The 15,153-nt window shown below is 43.7% G+C and carries 19 protein-coding genes; 16 read left to right on the forward strand and 3 right to left on the reverse strand.

Annotated elements, in window-relative coordinates; genetic code table 11:
* Positions 1-36 precede the first annotated feature (36 nt).
* The 14 genes from G5B60_RS02810 (at position 37) to G5B60_RS02875 (ending at position 9,992) form a co-directional block, all read left to right on the forward strand.
* Positions 37-273 (forward strand): DUF2829 domain-containing protein, encoded by a 237-nt coding sequence (locus tag G5B60_RS02810; protein WP_164682530.1) that lies wholly within the window; start codon positions 37-39, stop codon positions 271-273.
* Positions 266-964, forward strand: coding sequence for a 3-oxoacyl-ACP reductase (locus G5B60_RS02815; protein WP_164682532.1), 699 nt, complete (start codon positions 266-268; stop codon positions 962-964). The genes G5B60_RS02810 and G5B60_RS02815 overlap by 8 nt, the downstream gene beginning before the upstream one ends.
* 230 nt (positions 965-1,194) lie before the next feature.
* Positions 1,195-1,764 carry a LysM peptidoglycan-binding domain-containing protein gene (locus G5B60_RS02820; protein ID WP_164684121.1) on the forward strand — a complete coding sequence of 190 codons (570 nt, stop codon included), beginning with the start codon at positions 1,195-1,197 and terminating at the stop codon, positions 1,762-1,764.
* A gap of 409 nt (positions 1,765-2,173) precedes the next feature.
* On the forward strand, positions 2,174-2,410 hold the full coding sequence (locus G5B60_RS02825; RefSeq protein ID WP_164682534.1) for a GlsB/YeaQ/YmgE family stress response membrane protein: 237 nt from the start codon (positions 2,174-2,176) through the stop codon (positions 2,408-2,410).
* A gap of 17 nt (positions 2,411-2,427) precedes the next feature.
* Positions 2,428-2,886 carry an ASCH domain-containing protein gene (locus G5B60_RS02830; RefSeq protein ID WP_164682536.1) on the forward strand — a complete coding sequence of 153 codons (459 nt, stop codon included), beginning with the start codon at positions 2,428-2,430 and terminating at the stop codon, positions 2,884-2,886.
* Positions 2,883-3,866, forward strand: a complete 984-nt coding sequence (locus tag G5B60_RS02835) for a Gfo/Idh/MocA family protein (RefSeq protein ID WP_164682538.1) — start codon at positions 2,883-2,885, stop codon at positions 3,864-3,866. The genes G5B60_RS02830 and G5B60_RS02835 overlap by 4 nt, the downstream gene beginning before the upstream one ends.
* 52 nt (positions 3,867-3,918) lie before the next feature.
* Complete coding sequence (gene glmU / locus G5B60_RS02840) at positions 3,919-5,298, forward strand: bifunctional UDP-N-acetylglucosamine diphosphorylase/glucosamine-1-phosphate N-acetyltransferase GlmU (RefSeq protein ID WP_164682540.1); 1,380 nt, start codon at positions 3,919-3,921, stop codon at positions 5,296-5,298.
* 8 nt (positions 5,299-5,306) lie between these two features.
* Positions 5,307-5,861, forward strand: coding sequence for an NUDIX hydrolase (locus G5B60_RS02845; protein ID WP_164682542.1), 555 nt, complete (start codon positions 5,307-5,309; stop codon positions 5,859-5,861).
* The gene (gene macP / locus G5B60_RS02850; RefSeq protein WP_115270527.1) at positions 5,861-6,094 is read left to right on the forward strand and encodes a cell wall synthase accessory phosphoprotein MacP; all 234 of its coding nucleotides are present in this window, start codon (positions 5,861-5,863) and stop codon (positions 6,092-6,094) included. Before G5B60_RS02845 ends, macP begins: the two co-directional genes overlap by 1 nt.
* A gap of 6 nt (positions 6,095-6,100) precedes the next feature.
* Positions 6,101-6,790: a 5'-methylthioadenosine/adenosylhomocysteine nucleosidase gene (locus tag G5B60_RS02855; protein WP_164682544.1), complete on the forward strand. Its 690-nt coding sequence runs from the start codon at positions 6,101-6,103 to the stop codon at positions 6,788-6,790.
* Between the two features lie 90 nt (positions 6,791-6,880).
* A complete protein-coding gene (locus G5B60_RS02860) occupies positions 6,881-7,732 on the forward strand; it encodes a DNA adenine methylase (RefSeq protein ID WP_164682546.1) in 852 nt (283 codons plus the stop codon).
* Entirely contained in the window at positions 7,722-8,519 is a 798-nt protein-coding gene (locus G5B60_RS02865) for a DNA-methyltransferase (RefSeq protein WP_164684123.1), read from the forward strand. The genes G5B60_RS02860 and G5B60_RS02865 overlap by 11 nt, the downstream gene beginning before the upstream one ends.
* A complete protein-coding gene (locus G5B60_RS02870; protein WP_164682548.1) occupies positions 8,516-9,067 on the forward strand; it encodes a PD-(D/E)XK nuclease superfamily protein in 552 nt (183 codons plus the stop codon). Before G5B60_RS02865 ends, G5B60_RS02870 begins: the two co-directional genes overlap by 4 nt.
* Before the next feature lie 16 nt (positions 9,068-9,083).
* The gene (locus G5B60_RS02875) at positions 9,084-9,992 is read left to right on the forward strand and encodes a type II restriction endonuclease (protein ID WP_164682550.1); all 909 of its coding nucleotides are present in this window, start codon (positions 9,084-9,086) and stop codon (positions 9,990-9,992) included.
* Between the two features lie 38 nt (positions 9,993-10,030).
* On the opposite strand, the gene G5B60_RS02880 is transcribed toward G5B60_RS02875, so the two are convergent.
* Positions 10,031-10,834: a peptidylprolyl isomerase gene (locus tag G5B60_RS02880; RefSeq protein WP_164682552.1), complete on the reverse strand. Its 804-nt coding sequence runs from the start codon at positions 10,832-10,834 to the stop codon at positions 10,031-10,033.
* A 161-nt stretch (positions 10,835-10,995) separates the two neighbouring features.
* On the opposite strand from G5B60_RS02880, the gene G5B60_RS02885 reads away from it, so the two are divergent.
* Both G5B60_RS02885 and tpiA read left to right on the forward strand, forming a co-directional pair.
* The gene (locus G5B60_RS02885; RefSeq protein ID WP_164682554.1) at positions 10,996-13,359 is read left to right on the forward strand and encodes a DNA translocase FtsK; all 2,364 of its coding nucleotides are present in this window, start codon (positions 10,996-10,998) and stop codon (positions 13,357-13,359) included.
* Positions 13,360-13,443: 84 nt separating this feature from the next.
* Positions 13,444-14,202, forward strand: a complete 759-nt coding sequence (gene tpiA / locus G5B60_RS02890; RefSeq protein WP_164682557.1) for a triose-phosphate isomerase — start codon at positions 13,444-13,446, stop codon at positions 14,200-14,202.
* A gap of 74 nt (positions 14,203-14,276) precedes the next feature.
* Here tpiA and G5B60_RS02895 read toward each other — a convergent pair whose 3' ends face one another.
* Both G5B60_RS02895 and G5B60_RS02900 read right to left on the reverse strand, forming a co-directional pair.
* Positions 14,277-14,579, reverse strand: coding sequence for a DUF1827 family protein (locus G5B60_RS02895; RefSeq protein ID WP_164682559.1), 303 nt, complete (start codon positions 14,577-14,579; stop codon positions 14,277-14,279).
* A gap of 71 nt (positions 14,580-14,650) precedes the next feature.
* Positions 14,651-15,097 (reverse strand): NUDIX hydrolase, encoded by a 447-nt coding sequence (locus G5B60_RS02900; RefSeq protein WP_164682561.1) that lies wholly within the window; start codon positions 15,095-15,097, stop codon positions 14,651-14,653.
* Positions 15,098-15,153: the final 56 nt, after the last annotated feature.

Genomic DNA, 15,153 nt, shown 5'->3' on the forward strand with positions numbered 1-15,153 from the left:
TATAATAGATAGAAAAAATAAACTAAGGAGAACAAAATGACATTCGAAGAAATCCTACCGGGCTTAAAAGCCAAGAAAAAATACGTGCGCACGGGTTGGGGTGGCGCTGAAAATTATGTACAGCTCTTTGATACCCTAGAGGTAAATGGCGAGATGTTAGAGGTGACGCCTTACTTTCTCATCAATGTCTCTAGTGAGGGCGAGGGCTTTTCCATGTGGAGCCCAACGCCTTGTGACGTTTTAGCTTCGGACTGGGTGGCTGTCGATGACTAAGCGTGTGCTGGTGACAGGTGCGGCTAGCGGTATCGGACAGGCGCAAATGCGTGCCTTTTGTCGTGCCGGCTATGAGGTCTTTGCAGTGGACAAGGCTGCTATTTACAATCAGCAGGACAATCTCACGACTTTGCAGCTGGATGTGACGTCTGACTTAGAGACTCTATTTAGGGAGGTTTCGGATGTGGACATCATCTGCAACACCGCAGGTATCCTAGATGGCTACAAGCCACTCCTTGAGCAAACTATGGAGGAGATGGAGCAACTCTTTGCGATCAATCTCTATGCGCCTGCTCAGATTATGCGCCATTATCTGCCAAAAATGCTTTTACGCCAAGAAGGCATTATCATCAATATGTGCTCTATCGCTTCTTTCTTAGCGGGCGGTGGTGGCGCAAGCTACACTGCTAGTAAGCACGCTCTGGCTGGTCTGACCAAGCAGGTGGCGCTTGATTACGCTGACAAGGGCATTCAGGTATTTGGGATTGCGCCTGGGGCGGTCAAGACCGGCATGACAGCTAGCGACTTTGAGCCTGGAGGATTAGCTGACTGGGTGGCGCAAGAAACACCTATTAAGCGCTGGAGTTTGCCAGAGGAAATCGCAGAGCTGACTCTCTTTTTAGCGTCTGGAAAGGCAAGCTCTATGCAGGGCGAAATTGTCAAAATAGACGGTGGTTGGAGTCTGAAATAAAACAATATTTAAAAAATGGGAAAAAGATGTATTTTTTAAGGTTTGTTTAAGCTTTCGTCTGTAAAAGTCAATCTCTTTGTTAATAATGTTACACAAAGCCAATACGTTTGTCACCTTAAGCGTGTATGATAGATAACGTTGTTGATTGAGTCAACAAGTAGTGCACTTACTTATTTTGAGGTAAGTAGAGTAATATCATATTCTTAAGGAGAAGATACATGACAAACAAAATGAAATTACAATTATTGACAGTTGCAGGTGTACTTGGTTTGGCTACAGCGGGTGTTGCAGCAAGCGCAGATAGCTACACTGTTCAATCTGGAGATACATTGTCAGCTATCGCAGCAAACCACAACACAACTGTTGATAAATTGGTGAGCCTAAACAACATTGCAAACAGCCACCTTATCTACGCTGGTCAAGTGTTGGAACTTGACGAAGCAAGTGCTGCTGCAACTACAGCAACTACAACAGAAGCGACAACAACAGCTTCAGCAGCAACTACTGCTGATACATCAAGCTACCAATCAAGCGTTGTCTTGTCAAACGGTAACACAGCTGGTAGCGTCGGTGCTTACGCCGCTGCTCAAGTAGCTGCTGCAACAGGTACAAGCGCAAGCACATGGGAATACATCATCGCTAAAGAATCAAACGGTAACGTCAACGCCTACAACCCATCAGGTGCGTCTGGTCTTTTCCAAACAATGCCAATCTGGGGTGACACATCAACCGTTGACGCACAAATCCAAGCCGCTATCCGTGCTTACCAATCATCAGGTTTTGGTGCGTGGGGCTTGTAATAGACTAAAAGGAGTTGGGAAAAATCTCAACTTCTTTTTTTGTATAGATTTATGTACGAGACGCAGTGGTTTGGAGAAACTCTAGTGACTTTAGTCGCTTTAGAGTTTCCCATGCACAATTGATTAGGCACTTTGGTGCCAATCAATCCCTGCTAGTGGGCTCTAGGACGCTATAAATCAACTTTTAGAAGCCTTTTTGACATCAAGTTTCACTTGACTTTATTTCCAACCTCAAAAGGTTTTGATAACCTTTTGAGCTATGCGGAGGTGGAACGACAAAATCGCATTTCTGCGAAATGACCGATTTTTGTTCCACTCTCTTTTTAGTGCTTTAAACTTGGTCAAGTTTTGTCAAAGTCTTTTAATCATGCTATAATCAGACTAGTACACAGGAAAAAGGAGAATATCTATGATTTGGTCACTAATAGTCGGTGCATTTATCGGATGGTTAGCGAGTCTTGTGACAGGTAAAGACCGCTCAATGGGCTGTATCTGGAATACCGTGGCAGGATTACTCGGTGCCTTTGTCGGACAACGTCTGTTTGGTGCGTGGGGAACGCACCTAGCTGGTATGGCTGTCTTTCCCTCCATACTCGGTGCCATCATCGTCATCGCTGTTGCTTCCCTCTTTTTCGGGGATAATTGAGGAAAGAGGTGGTAAGCATGGTAAAAGCAGAAAGTATGTGGCAAGATTTTCTTGCCACTCGTCCTGACATCACTCAAGGCATGGATGCTTGGGCTTTTGGTGTGGAGGCAGATACACTAGCGGACTTGGTTTTAAAAGGCGTCAAAACAGCGACCGCTTCCGCCTATGACCTGTACGAGCTAGATAAGGAAGCTCTGCCCCAAGAGGGGACTTATGATGTCGTTTTGGATAGCAAGGACGAGGCGGTTTGTATCATTGAAATCACAAAAGTCAGCCTGGTACCTTTTTCTCAAGTATCAGCCCAGCATGCTTACAAGGAGGGCGAAGGCGATAGAAGCCTTGCCTACTGGCAAAAGGTGCATGAAAATATTTTCAGTAAGTGGTTTGATGAGTGCGGATTGACCTTTAGTCAGGATAGTGTCATTGTCCTAGAAGAGTTTGAAGTGGTTTATCCAGAGAAAGAGGACGCAAAATGAAGTTAGCCTTGTTAGGGACGGGAAAAATCGTTGAGGAAGTCTTGCCTGTTTTAGAAAGAGTTACTGGCATTGAACTGGTGGGGATTTTGTCCACACCACGTAGCCTAGAAAAAGCAGAGAAGCTAGCCCAGCGCTACGCTATGATGATAGCGACGAGCAACTATGAGGACTTGTTAAAGAGCGATGCTATTGATACGATTTACATCGGGATACCCAATAACACTCACTATGATTATGCCAAGAAAGCCCTGCTTGCCGGCAAGAATGTCATCTGTGAAAAGCCCTTTACGCTAAAAAAAGCAGACTTAGAAGATTTGGTTGCTACCGCTAAAAAAGAAAAGGTCTTTTTACTAGAAGCTATCACCAACCAATACCTGCCAAACTTTGCTGTTATCAAGGAAGAGCTGGCACATATAGGGGAGGTCAAGATTGTAGAGTGCAACTACTCGCAATATTCCTCACGCTATGACGCCTTTAAGCGTGGTGAGATTGCGCCAGCCTTTGATCCCAAGATGGGCGGTGGGGCGCTCTATGACCTCAATATCTACAATATCCACCTTGTGGTGGGGCTCTTTGGCAAGCCAAAGTCAGTGACTTATCTGGCAAATAAAGAGCGTGGCGTGGATACCTCGGGGATTTTGGTCATGGACTTTGGAGCCTTTAAGTGCGTTTGTATCGCCGCCAAAGACTGTGCTGCCGAGGTGCGCTCGACTATTCAGGGCAATAAAGGCTCTATCGCTATATTAGGTCCGACAAATAGTCTGCCAACTGTCCAAGTGACTTTGGATGGAGAAAAGGCTCAAGTCATTGATGTCAATGCTGGCAGACACCGCATGCAGGCTGAGTTTGAAGCGTTTGAGCGTATCTTAGCTACTAAAGATACCAAGGCAGCCCAAAAAGCACTAGAGCATAGCCTAGATGTGATGGACGTGTTGGAGCGTGCGGCTCAGTCCACAGACGAGACTAGGTCTCATGTGTGATTTTATGCTATAATAGTAGCAGTTTATTTATAGAAAATGAAGGATTGGTATTATGTCGAATTATGCAATTATTTTAGCTGCGGGTAAGGGTACTCGTATGAAGTCAGATTTGCCTAAGGTCATGCACAAGGTTGCTGGTATCACCATGCTCGAGCACGTTTTTCGCAGTGTTCAGGCGATTAACCCTAAAAAGACGGTGACCGTTATCGGACACAAGGCAGAGCTTGTGCGTCAGGTGCTAGGCGATGCGACGAGCTTTGTCCTCCAAGAGGAACAACTTGGCACTGGGCATGCGGTCATGATGGCAGAAAAAGATTTAGCTAATCTTGACGGACAGACCTTGGTTATCGCTGGCGACACGCCTTTGATTACTGGTGAGAGCTTGAAGAACTTGATTGATTACCATGTCAATCACAAAAATATCGCAACTATCCTCACTGCTGATGCCAAAAATCCATTTGGCTACGGGCGTATCATCCGTAACTCTGATGAGGAAGTGACCAAGATTGTCGAAGAAAAAGACGCCACAGACTTTGAAAAGCAAGTCACTGAAATCAACACAGGTACTTACGTCTTTGACAATAAACGCCTCTTTGAAGCGCTCAAAAATATCAATACCAACAATGCCCAAGGCGAGTATTACTTGACAGACGTTATCGGTATCTTTAAAGCAGCTGGTGAAAAGGTGGGAGCTTACAAACTGCGTGATTTCAATGAAAGTCTGGGTGTCAATGACCGAGCAGCCCTGTCTGTTGCTGAAGAGGTCATGAGAGAGCGTATCAATCGCAGGCACATGCTAAATGGCGTCACCTTTACCAATCCTAAAGCGACTTACATTGACATTGACGTGGAGATTGGCGCAGACGCCCTCATCGAAGCTAATGTCACCCTCAAAGGGCACACTAAGATTGGTGAGGAGGTCACACTCACTAACGGCACTGCTATTATCGACTCAATTGTTGGAGCTAAAAGCGTCATTACCAACTCAACCATTGAGCACTCTACGCTCGCTGATAGCGTAACGGTGGGTCCTTACGCTCATATCAGACCAGACTCCACTCTTGAGGCAGACGTCCACATCGGAAACTTTGTCGAGGTCAAGGGTTCTCATATCGGTGCGGATACCAAGGCAGGGCACCTCACTTATATCGGCAATGCCCAAGTGGGGAGCAAAGTAAACTTTGGTGCAGGCACTATCACGGTCAATTACGACGGCAAGTCTAAGTACAAGACCGTTATCGGAGACAATGTCTTTGTCGGCAGCAACTCAACCTTGATTGCCCCTGTGACCATTGGAGACAATGCGCTGACAGCTGCGGGCTCTAGTATCGTTGAGGACGTGCCAGCAGATAGTATCGCTATTGGACGTGCCCGTCAGGTCAACAAAGAAGGCTACGCTAAAAACAAACCCCACCATCCATCTCAAAAGTGAGGTAAGCTATGGACTTTGAAGAAAAAACACTGAAGCGTACAGAGATTTTTGACGGTCAGATTTTTAAGGTTTGCCTGGATGAGGTCGAGCTGCCAAACAACCTTGGTACCTCAAAGCGTGAGCTGGTCTTTCACAAGGGTGCTGTCGCTGTTCTAGCTGTGACAGATGAGGGCAAGATTATCCTTGTCAAACAATATCGCAAGGCTATTGAGAGCGTGTCCTACGAGATTCCAGCTGGAAAGCTTGAAGAGGGAGAAGCAGGTCTTGAGCAAGAAGCAGCAAGCCGTGAACTCGAGGAGGAGACAGGCTATCAAGGTCAGCTCACGCCCCTCTATACTTTTTACACAGCCATTGGTTTTTCCAATGAAAAAATCACGCTCTATCTAGCGGACAAGCTCCAAAAAGTGGACAATCCTCGCCCACAAGATGAGGATGAGGTCATTGAGCTGTTTGAGCTTAGCTATGAGGAGTGTATGGAGCTGGTTGCGTCTGGGCAGATCTGTGATGCCAAGACTCTGATTGCTCTACAATATTATGCGCTGAATTACGGAGGTGATGCCTAGTGGGAAAGCCCCTTCTTACAGATGACATCATTGAAAAAGCAAAGCGTGGCGAGCTGCGTGATGAGGACTTGTATGGAGAGGATTTTCAGTCTGATGATGGTGTTCCTCATATTTACAAGAGCCGAAGAATCGAGCAGGAGAAGCGCAAAGCTTTTAGGCGAAAGTTAAATGTGATACTAGGGATTGTGCTGCTCTTGATTGCCGCCCTAGTCTATGCTGTTTTTTATTTGTGAGGTAAGATGAAGATTGGAATTATTGCTGCCATGGAGCAGGAACTGCGCCTATTGGTAGATAGATTAGAAGACATAAAAACAACGACCCGCTTAGGAAATACTTACTATAGCGGAACGTTGGGTAAGCATGATGTGGTGCTAGTGCAGTCTGGTGTCGGCAAGGTCATGTCAGCCATGAGTGTGGCTGTTTTGGTGGGTGATTTTGAGGTGGAAGCTGTTATCAACACGGGCTCTGCTGGTGCGGTGGCAGAGGGCATTGCCATTGGTGATGTCGTTGTTGCTAGTCGCTTGGTTTACCACGACGTGGACTTGACTGCCTTTGGCTACGCTTACGGGCAAATGTCTATGCAGCCGCTCTATTTTGAGTCAGATGAGCGCTTTGTGGCGGTCTTTGAGGAGACGCTAAGAGAGCAGAAAGTCGCAAGCCATATCGGCTTAATCGCAACGGGAGATAGCTTTATCGCTGGTCAGGACAAGATTGACCGCATTAAAACAGCTTTTCCAGAGGTGCTAGCCGTTGAGATGGAGGGAGCTGCTATTGCGCAAGCTGCGCACGCTACAAACTGCCCCTTCATCGTTATCAGAGCCATGAGCGACACCGCAAGCCACGATGCCAACATCACCTTCGATGAGTTCATCATAGAAGCCGGCAAACGCTCTGCAAAGACGCTAATCGCCTTTTTGGAGAAATTATAAAAAACGAGTATAAAATAAATAGCAAGCTAGAAAAGTTAGCTTGCTATTTGTTTTGCAATGATAACATACGACTTGTGATATAATATGTTTATGGAAACAAAGATTGTAAATAAAGAGCTACAACCTTTCACAAAGTGGACAGGCGGCAAACGCAAATTATTACCAATTATCAAATCGCTAATGCCAGATAATTATAATAATTATTTTGAACCGTTTGTTGGTGGGGGAGCTTTATTTTTTGAACTTGCCCCTAAACAAGCTCTCATCAATGATTTTAATACAGAGCTGATCAATTGTTATCAGCAGATAAAAGAAAACCCAGACCAGCTTATAACGCTCTTACAACATCATCAAGAGAAGAATACGAAAGACTATTATTTAGACCTGCGTTCAGTCGATCGAGATGGTCGTATTGAGCAAATGACAGACGTTGAAAAAGCAGCACGTATCATGTATATGCTAAGGGTTGATTTTAATGGACTTTATCGTGTCAATGCCAAAAATCAATTTAATGTACCTTACGGTCGTTATAAAAATCCTAAGATTGTAGATAGTGAACTTATTTATGCTATTTCAAACTACCTCAATAAAAATAGTATTCAGATAGTATCTGGTGATTTTGAAAAAGCAGTTGAGAGAGCTAAGGAAGGTGATTTTGTCTATTTTGATCCTCCTTATATCCCTATTTCAGAGACAAGTGCCTTTACTTCTTATACACACGAGGGATTTTCTTATGACGATCAGGTACGTCTCAGAGATACATTTAAAAAATTGTCAGAAAGAGGTGTACACGTGATGTTGTCAAATTCTTCTAGTTCTTTGGTCTATGAATTGTATAAAGATTTTACTATCCACAGTATAGAAGTTACAAGAGCGAACGGCGCAAAGGCTTCTAGTCGTGGTAAAGTATCAGAGGTTATTGTAACGAATGATGTCAAATAACGAATATAAGTATGGAGGTGTTTTAATGACAAAACCATACTATCAAAAAGATAAAGCAATATTAGTTCACGCAGACACTTTTGACTTTTTAGAAAAAGTAAAGCCAGAAAGTATGGATATGATTTTTGCTGATCCCCCTTATTTTTTGAGTAATGGCGGTATATCCAATTCTGGTGGACAGGTCGTGTCCGTTGATAAAGGTGATTGGGATAAAATTTCGTCACTTGAAGAAAAACATGATTTTAACCGTCGCTGGATAAGATTGGCTAAAAAAGTGCTAAAACCAAACGGTACTATTTGGATTTCGGGGAGTTTTCATAACATTTACTCAGTGGGTATGGCTTTGGAGCAAGAAGGATTCAAAATTCTTAACAATATCACTTGGCAAAAGACAAATCCAGCGCCAAACTTATCTTGTCGCTATTTTACTCACTCGACAGAAACTATTCTATGGGCAAGAAAAGATGACAAAAAAGCCCGTCATTACTATAATTATGACTTGATGAAATCTTTAAATGGCGGCAAGCAGATGAAAGATGTCTGGACAGGAGCACTAACGAAGCCGTCTGAAAAGTGGGCGGGTAAGCACCCAACGCAAAAGCCTGAATATTTACTAGAGCGTATTATCTTAGCTTCAACGCAGGAGGGAGATTACATCTTAGATCCTTTTGTAGGCAGCGGTACAACTGGGGTGGTCGCAAAACGATTAGGACGCAGGTTTATAGGTATTGATAGCGAAGAAGACTATTTAAAAATAGCAAAAACAAGATTGGAGAGAGAAGAATGAAAAAAGGTGGTATTGGAGGAGCTAATACTAATAAAACAGGCTTAAAATTTGAAAAAGATACAGATTTTTCAGAGCTTGTAGATAAATTACCTGGTTATAAGGTTGTAGAAATAAACTTTAATGACAAAAAGATTACTCGAGGTTTTGAAGTACGTAGAGGAAATGATTTAGTTGGAAAAATTATGTCACAATACCGATTTTATGATTTCTTAGCTGAGATTGGCTTAGATAATTTTAATTCTAAACAATGGAAGCCAGATGAAGCATTTATAAACTTTGAGAACAATACTGTTTATATTGTCGAAAAGAAATGGCAAGAGACAGAAGGAAGCGTTGATGAAAAATTATTAGGATTTGGAAATAAACGCAGACTTTATCAAAGATTATTAGATAAAGCTGAAAATCCTTTTGCAGTTCAATTTATATTTGTGGGGAATAGTAGCTTTTTTGGCAAGGATAAGTATCGGGATAGCTTTGAAATGTTACGCGGAGATGGTATTAAAATTATGCTTGATGAGTATGATATGGTATACTTTGGTTTATACTAAACAATAAGGAAACGATATGAAATTAGATAAATACTTACAATTATTTTCAGAAGAAAGACTTGACTATTTTTTATCAACTTTGTCTGTTACCAATCGAACGCCATCCTACTATGTCAACTGGGAAAAGGTTGAGCGTGAAACAAAACGCTTTGAACTAGAGCTCAATACGCTTAATTATCTCGTTGGGAAAGAAAATATATACGATGAAGCACTTGCTCTATTTCAAAAGCAACCAGAATTGCTAAAAGCGGTACCTAGTCTTATTGCTAGCCGTGAGAAAGCGCTTGATATTCTGACGATTGACGAAGAAGATACAATGCGTTTTGAACAGATCAATTTTTCAAAGGTTGATACTAATCGTATTGTAGATTATGTGGACTTTATGGAACAAGCTGGTTTACTTCATTTTCTTCAAAATCAAGCTCAACGTTCATTAGTGGACTACGTCTACGGGGTAGAGACTGGTTTAGATAGTAATGCTCGCAAAAATCGTAGTGGAACTACAATGGAAATGATTTTAGAACAACATGTTGCTAAACTAGCTAAGCAATATCAACTAGAGTGGAAAGCACAAGCGACAGCGCAATTTATAAAAGAAAACTGGCAGATAGAAGTTCCTGTTGATAAGTCGAAGCGACGTTTTGATGTGGCCATTTATTCTAAGAAACAGCATAAGGTCTGGTTGATTGAAACCAACTACTACGGAGGTGGCGGCAGTAAGCTAAAGGCAGTAGCGGGTGAGTTTACAGAACTCAGTCAGTTTGTCACAACTTCAAAAGATAATGTTGCATTTATTTGGGTAACTGATGGTCAAGGGTGGAAAACAGCGCATTTGCCCCTATCTGAAGCTTTTGGTCACATGACTAATATCTTTAATCTTCACATGTTAAAAGAAAACTTTTTGTCTGATTTACTCAAAAAATAATAAAAAACGGCTCTTGCCGTTTTTTTATATATCATCCTTTAATCAAACTGATAATCTTTGACGATTTTGATGGATTTGATGGTGACGTCGGTTTTGGGTTTATTGCTGTCGTCTGTTTCGACTTGGGCGATTTTATCCACAACGTCCATACCGCTGATGACTTGTCCAAAGACAGTGTATTGCCCGTCAAGATCAGGGTTTCCGCCTTTTTTATAGGCGTCAATAATCGCTTTGGGATACTTGCTGGTGCTTAGAGAACTAGCGTTATCCGTGCTGTTTTGATTGATGTAGAACTGGCTACCGTTAGTATCCTCGCCTTTATTTGCCATAGCAAGGCTGCCACGGATGTTGTAGAGATAAGGGCTAATCTCGTTTTTAAAGCCATTGCCAGAGTCAATGCTCTTGTCTTTGCCTTTCCAGATGGACTTACCACCGCTGCCGTCCCCATTTGGGTCACCAGATTGGACGATGAAGTTGTTGATAACACGGTGGAAAGTCAGATTGTCATAGTAGCCTTCCTTGGCATGGGTGAGGAAGTTTTCCACAGCAAGCGGAGCATATTTTGGAAAGAGCTTGATGGTAATGTCTCCTAGCGACGTTGTCATGATGACTTCGGCTTCGTCTTTTGCGACGGTATCGCTTAATTGTGGAAAAGCAGAAGCCTTGGCTTTAAGCGCTTTTTGCAATTCTTTTTGGTCTTTTTCTTCAGCCGCTTGGCTGGAGCTTGCAGCGATTTTTTGATCCACGTAATCATCTCCTTTTAAGGCACGCTCAACACTTTCACAACCTGCTAGAGTGAGCAGACCAACTAGCAGTAAGGATAGCACTCCCCATTTTTTCATAAACGTTATTTCCTCCAAGAGCTTTTTTCTTAATTGTAACACAGAAAGCAGGATTTCTCTATGAAAATCCCATTAAAGACTTCTTTTTTGCCATTTTTCTAAGTGTCCAAAATATGGTATAATAAAAGTTACGATTATTTAGATTAACGTAGGAAGGTTATATGGCAAAAGCAAGAAAGTCTGGAAAAAAAGGGCGTAAAACACGGCGTCCAACAAAGGCAGAGCAGGAAAAGCAAAAAGCATTTCGGCGGATGTTGATAGCATTTGGGACAGCTTTTGTCCTCTTTTTTGCGATTATTCGCTTGGGAGCTTTTGGGGTCACGGTGTATAATGTCATCCGATTTGCGGTGGGGAGTCTCGCTTATCTGGTGATGTTTGCGGTCTTGGTTTACCTTTTTGCCTTTCGCTGGGTCAAAAAGCACGAGGGCATTGTCAGCGGTTTTGTGGTGCTGATGATAGGGCTTTTGATTGAATGGCAGGCGTATTTATTTGCCCTTCCAGCCAATCGTGGTAAGGATGTCTTTGTCCAAACCGCACAGCTCTTGACTAGTGACCTTCTAGCATTTAAAGTGACGCATTTCGTTGGTGGTGGCATGCTTGGGGCGCTTATCTATAAGCCGACTGCCTTTCTCTTCTCCAATGTCGGCTCCTTTATGATTGGAGCTCTGTTTATCCTCCTAGGTGCTTTTTTGATGGGACCTTGGGATGTCTATGATGTGGTAGACTTTGCGCAGGCTAGCTACCAAAAATTGGCGCAAAAGCACGAAGCAAACAAGCAAAAACGCTTTGTCAAAAAAGAAGAAAAGGCTGCTAAAAAAGAGGAAGAAAAACGCTTAAAAGAAGAAAAAGCAGCGCAGGAAGCTGAAAAACGCCTCAGTGAATTGGACGTAGACCCTGAGACAGGCGAGATTTTAGCAGATAGCACCGAAAAAGAGGAGACGCCGCAAACTTTCCCAGAAATCCTAGACCATCAAGAGCTAGAGGGATCTGTGGACGAGCCTGAAAAGGCTTCTAGTGAGGAAGAGGTCATCTATGATATGGACGACTTGGAGGACGAGGAGACACTCGCTGTCGACTTTAGCCCTAAGACTTTGCTCCAGTATAAACTGCCGACCATCGACCTCTTTGCGCCAGACAAGCCCAAAAACCAATCCAAGGAAAAAAATATCGTCCGCAAGAACATCGCTGTTTTGGAGGATACTTTCAAGAGTTTTGGGATTGATGTCAAGGTTGAGCGTGCTGAGATTGGTCCATCTGTGACCAAGTACGAGGTCAAGCCTGCCGTTGGTGTTCGGGTCAATCGTATCTCAAACCTAGCAGACGACCTTGCTTTGGCTCTTGCAGCCAAGGATGTTCGCATAGAAGCCCCTATCCCTGGTAAGTCCTTGGTCGGTATTGAAGTGCCAAACTCTGAGATTGCCACCGTTTCCTTTCGTGAATTGTGGGAGCAGGCAAAGACCAATCCCAACCACCTCCTAGAAGTGCCGCTTGGTAAGGCGGTCAATGGTACTGCTCGTAGTTTTGATTTGGCGAAAATGCCCCATCTTCTCGTTGCCGGCTCAACGGGTTCTGGGAAATCTGTGGCGGTTAATGGCATGATTGCCAGTATCCTGATGAAAGCTCGTCCTGATCAGGTCAAGTTTTTGATGATTGACCCCAAGATGGTGGAGCTGTCGGTCTACAATGATATTCCGCACCTTTTGATTCCTGTCGTTACCAATCCTAGAAAAGCCAGCCGAGCACTGCAGAAGGTTGTCGATGAGATGGAGAAGCGCTATGAGCTCTTTAGCCACTTTGGTGTGCGCAATATCGCTGGCTACAATGCCAAGGTTGAAGCTTTTAACCAGCAGTCCGAGCAAAAGCACATCCCGCTTCCGCTCATTGTCGTTATTGTCGATGAGTTGGCGGACTTGATGATGGTGGCTAGCAAGGAAGTCGAAGACGCCATTATCCGTCTAGGGCAAAAGGCGCGTGCTGCAGGGATTCACATGATCTTAGCGACGCAGCGTCCGTCTGTGGATGTTATCTCTGGGCTCATCAAGGCAAATGTCCCTTCTCGTGTCGCCTTTGCGGTTTCTAGCGGGACAGATAGCCGTACCATTTTAGATGAGAATGGCGCTGAAAAGCTCCTTGGTCGAGGCGATATGCTCTTTAAGCCTATTGATGAAAATCACCCAGTGCGCCTGCAAGGTTCCTTCATCTCTGATGACGATGTGGAGCGGATTGTCAGCTTCATCAAAGACCAAGCAGAAGCTGATTATGACGAGAGCTTTGACCCTGGTGAGGTTTCTGAGCAAGACTTTGCCTCTGGGCAAAAAGGTGCGTCTGACGGAGATGGCTTGTTTGAAGAGGCAAAAAAACTTGTCATAGAAAGCCAAAAAGCGAGCGCTTCGATGCTACAACGTAGACTCTCTGTCGGTTTTCCACGGGCAACACGCCTCATGGAAGAGCTGGAAGCAGCTGGTGTCATTGGTCCAGCCGAAGGGACTAAACCACGCAAAGTTCTGATAAACAAGGAAGAATAGCAAGAAAAAAGCGACTATTTCTTTAAATTGTCGCTGAAATGTGATAAAATAAACAAGTAAATAAAAAAAGAAGAGGTATGTGAAATGTCACGTAAACCATTTATCGCTGGTAACTGGAAAATGAACAAAAACCCTCAGGAGGCACAAGCCTTTGTTGAGGCGATTGCAGGTAAATTGCCTGCGGCTGATCAAGTAGAGGCAGCTATTGCAGCGCCAGCCGTTGATTTGAATGCCTTATTGTGGTTCGCAAAAGACTCTGACCTAAAAGTGGCTGCCCAAAACTGCTACTTTGAAGATGCTGGTGCCTTCACCGGTGAAACATCTCCAAAAGTATTGTCTGAAATGGGTGTTCACTATGTGGTAATCGGTCATTCAGAGCGCCGCGATTACTTCCATGAAACAGACGAAGACATCAACAAAAAAGCAAAAGCTATCTTTGCAAACGGTATGACTCCAATCATCTGCTGTGGTGAATCTCTTGAAACTTATGAAGCTGGTAAAGCAGCTGAGTTCGTTGGTAGCCAAGTATCAGCAGCTCTTGCAGGATTGAGCGCTGAACAAGTCGCTGCTACAGTTATCGCATACGAGCCAATCTGGGCTATCGGTACTGGTAAATCAGCGACTCAAGACGACGCTCAAAACATGTGTAAAACAGTTCGTGATGTTGTCGCTAAAGACTTCGGTCAAGACGTTGCTGACAAAGTACGTATCCAATACGGTGGTTCTGTGAAACCTGAAAATGTTGCAGCTTACATGGCTTGCCCAGACGTTGATGGTGCTTTGGTTGGTGGAGCTTCTCTTGAAGCAGAAAGCTTCCTTGCTCTTCTTGACTTCGTCAAATAATACATCAAAAAACACTTGAGTTACTCAAGTGTTTTTTATGTTGTCATAAAATAAAAAAGCTGAAAATCAGCTTTTTAACTTGTAGCAGGGATGGAGATTTCAATCAAATTGGCTGTGTGCAAGGTTTTTATCTTGTCTAAAAGCGCAATGTTATGGTCAATTTTTCGCTTGAGGAAAAACTCACGGATAGCCTCAAGCTCACTGTCCTTGATAGCACGGTATTTGTTTGAAATCAAGATTTCATAGTGGTAAGGGGCTTGGGTAAAGACCACGTCGGTATTGCCAGCTGAGTAAGTTTCGACCAGAGTAGCATCGGTATTTGTGAGTTGCCCTTGAACCAACTCGGCATGGCTACTGGTTGTATTGATGAGCCTCATAGGGAACCTCCTATCGTTTTCTTTGTTCTATTATAGCACTTATTGGATGGAAAATCCGTAAAATTGCGGTTTTAATGATGTTTTTTTTGCCATTCTTCGACCCCGTAGCGGTGACTGCCACGTTTTAATTTTCTTTTGGCTTCCTCAATGTCAAACCAAGCGATATGGTTGAAATCCTCTAAAGGCTTACCTGCTACGGCGTAGTTTGTCACCTCATAGAGGTAGGCTGGGTTATAGAAGTAGGTGTCACGGTGGCTAGAGTAAAAATACTCATCAGCCTGACCGTAGTAGTAGCCAACAGTCGCTGTAAAGCCCAGCTCCTCAATCAACTCACGCTCGAGCGCTTTGAGCTGATTTTCCCCAGCTTCAATCTCACCACCTGGTAAAAACCAAGAGCCGTTAGGAGCTTGGACGAGGACAAGCTGTGTTTTGTCTTCATTTGGGATGATGGCATAGACACCATAGCGGGCTGAGTAAGTGACGTCGTCTTTTTTTTCTCCAAAGGTCGGAATGCTCATAGGGTCTCCTTCTGATTCAAAATAATCCTTAGTGGTATTATACTAAATTTTGAAAG

This window comes from Streptococcus hyointestinalis (genome assembly GCF_011039275.1).
Classification (GTDB): domain Bacteria; phylum Bacillota; class Bacilli; order Lactobacillales; family Streptococcaceae; genus Streptococcus; species Streptococcus hyointestinalis_A.

Bases quoted from the DNA above. Each gene is read 5' to 3' on its own strand.
- G5B60_RS02810 (WP_164682530.1), top strand. From the start codon at position 37: ATGACATTCGAAGAAATCCTACCGGGCTTAAAAGCCAAGAAAAAATAC.
- G5B60_RS02815 (WP_164682532.1), top strand. From the start codon at position 266: ATGACTAAGCGTGTGCTGGTGACAGGTGCGGCTAGCGGTATCGGACAG.
- G5B60_RS02820 (WP_164684121.1), top strand. From the start codon at position 1,195: ATGAAATTACAATTATTGACAGTTGCAGGTGTACTTGGTTTGGCTACA.
- G5B60_RS02825 (WP_164682534.1), top strand. From the start codon at position 2,174: ATGATTTGGTCACTAATAGTCGGTGCATTTATCGGATGGTTAGCGAGT.
- G5B60_RS02830 (WP_164682536.1), top strand. From the start codon at position 2,428: ATGGTAAAAGCAGAAAGTATGTGGCAAGATTTTCTTGCCACTCGTCCT.
- G5B60_RS02835 (WP_164682538.1), top strand. From the start codon at position 2,883: ATGAAGTTAGCCTTGTTAGGGACGGGAAAAATCGTTGAGGAAGTCTTG.
- glmU (WP_164682540.1), top strand. From the start codon at position 3,919: ATGTCGAATTATGCAATTATTTTAGCTGCGGGTAAGGGTACTCGTATG.
- G5B60_RS02845 (WP_164682542.1), top strand. From the start codon at position 5,307: ATGGACTTTGAAGAAAAAACACTGAAGCGTACAGAGATTTTTGACGGT.
- G5B60_RS02855 (WP_164682544.1), top strand. From the start codon at position 6,101: ATGAAGATTGGAATTATTGCTGCCATGGAGCAGGAACTGCGCCTATTG.
- G5B60_RS02860 (WP_164682546.1), top strand. From the start codon at position 6,881: ATGGAAACAAAGATTGTAAATAAAGAGCTACAACCTTTCACAAAGTGG.
- G5B60_RS02865 (WP_164684123.1), top strand. From the start codon at position 7,722: ATGTCAAATAACGAATATAAGTATGGAGGTGTTTTAATGACAAAACCA.
- G5B60_RS02870 (WP_164682548.1), top strand. From the start codon at position 8,516: ATGAAAAAAGGTGGTATTGGAGGAGCTAATACTAATAAAACAGGCTTA.
- G5B60_RS02875 (WP_164682550.1), top strand. From the start codon at position 9,084: ATGAAATTAGATAAATACTTACAATTATTTTCAGAAGAAAGACTTGAC.
- G5B60_RS02880 (WP_164682552.1), bottom strand. From the start codon at position 10,834: ATGAAAAAATGGGGAGTGCTATCCTTACTGCTAGTTGGTCTGCTCACT.
- G5B60_RS02885 (WP_164682554.1), top strand. From the start codon at position 10,996: ATGGCAAAAGCAAGAAAGTCTGGAAAAAAAGGGCGTAAAACACGGCGT.
- tpiA (WP_164682557.1), top strand. From the start codon at position 13,444: ATGTCACGTAAACCATTTATCGCTGGTAACTGGAAAATGAACAAAAAC.
- G5B60_RS02895 (WP_164682559.1), bottom strand. From the start codon at position 14,579: ATGAGGCTCATCAATACAACCAGTAGCCATGCCGAGTTGGTTCAAGGG.
- G5B60_RS02900 (WP_164682561.1), bottom strand. From the start codon at position 15,097: ATGAGCATTCCGACCTTTGGAGAAAAAAAAGACGACGTCACTTACTCA.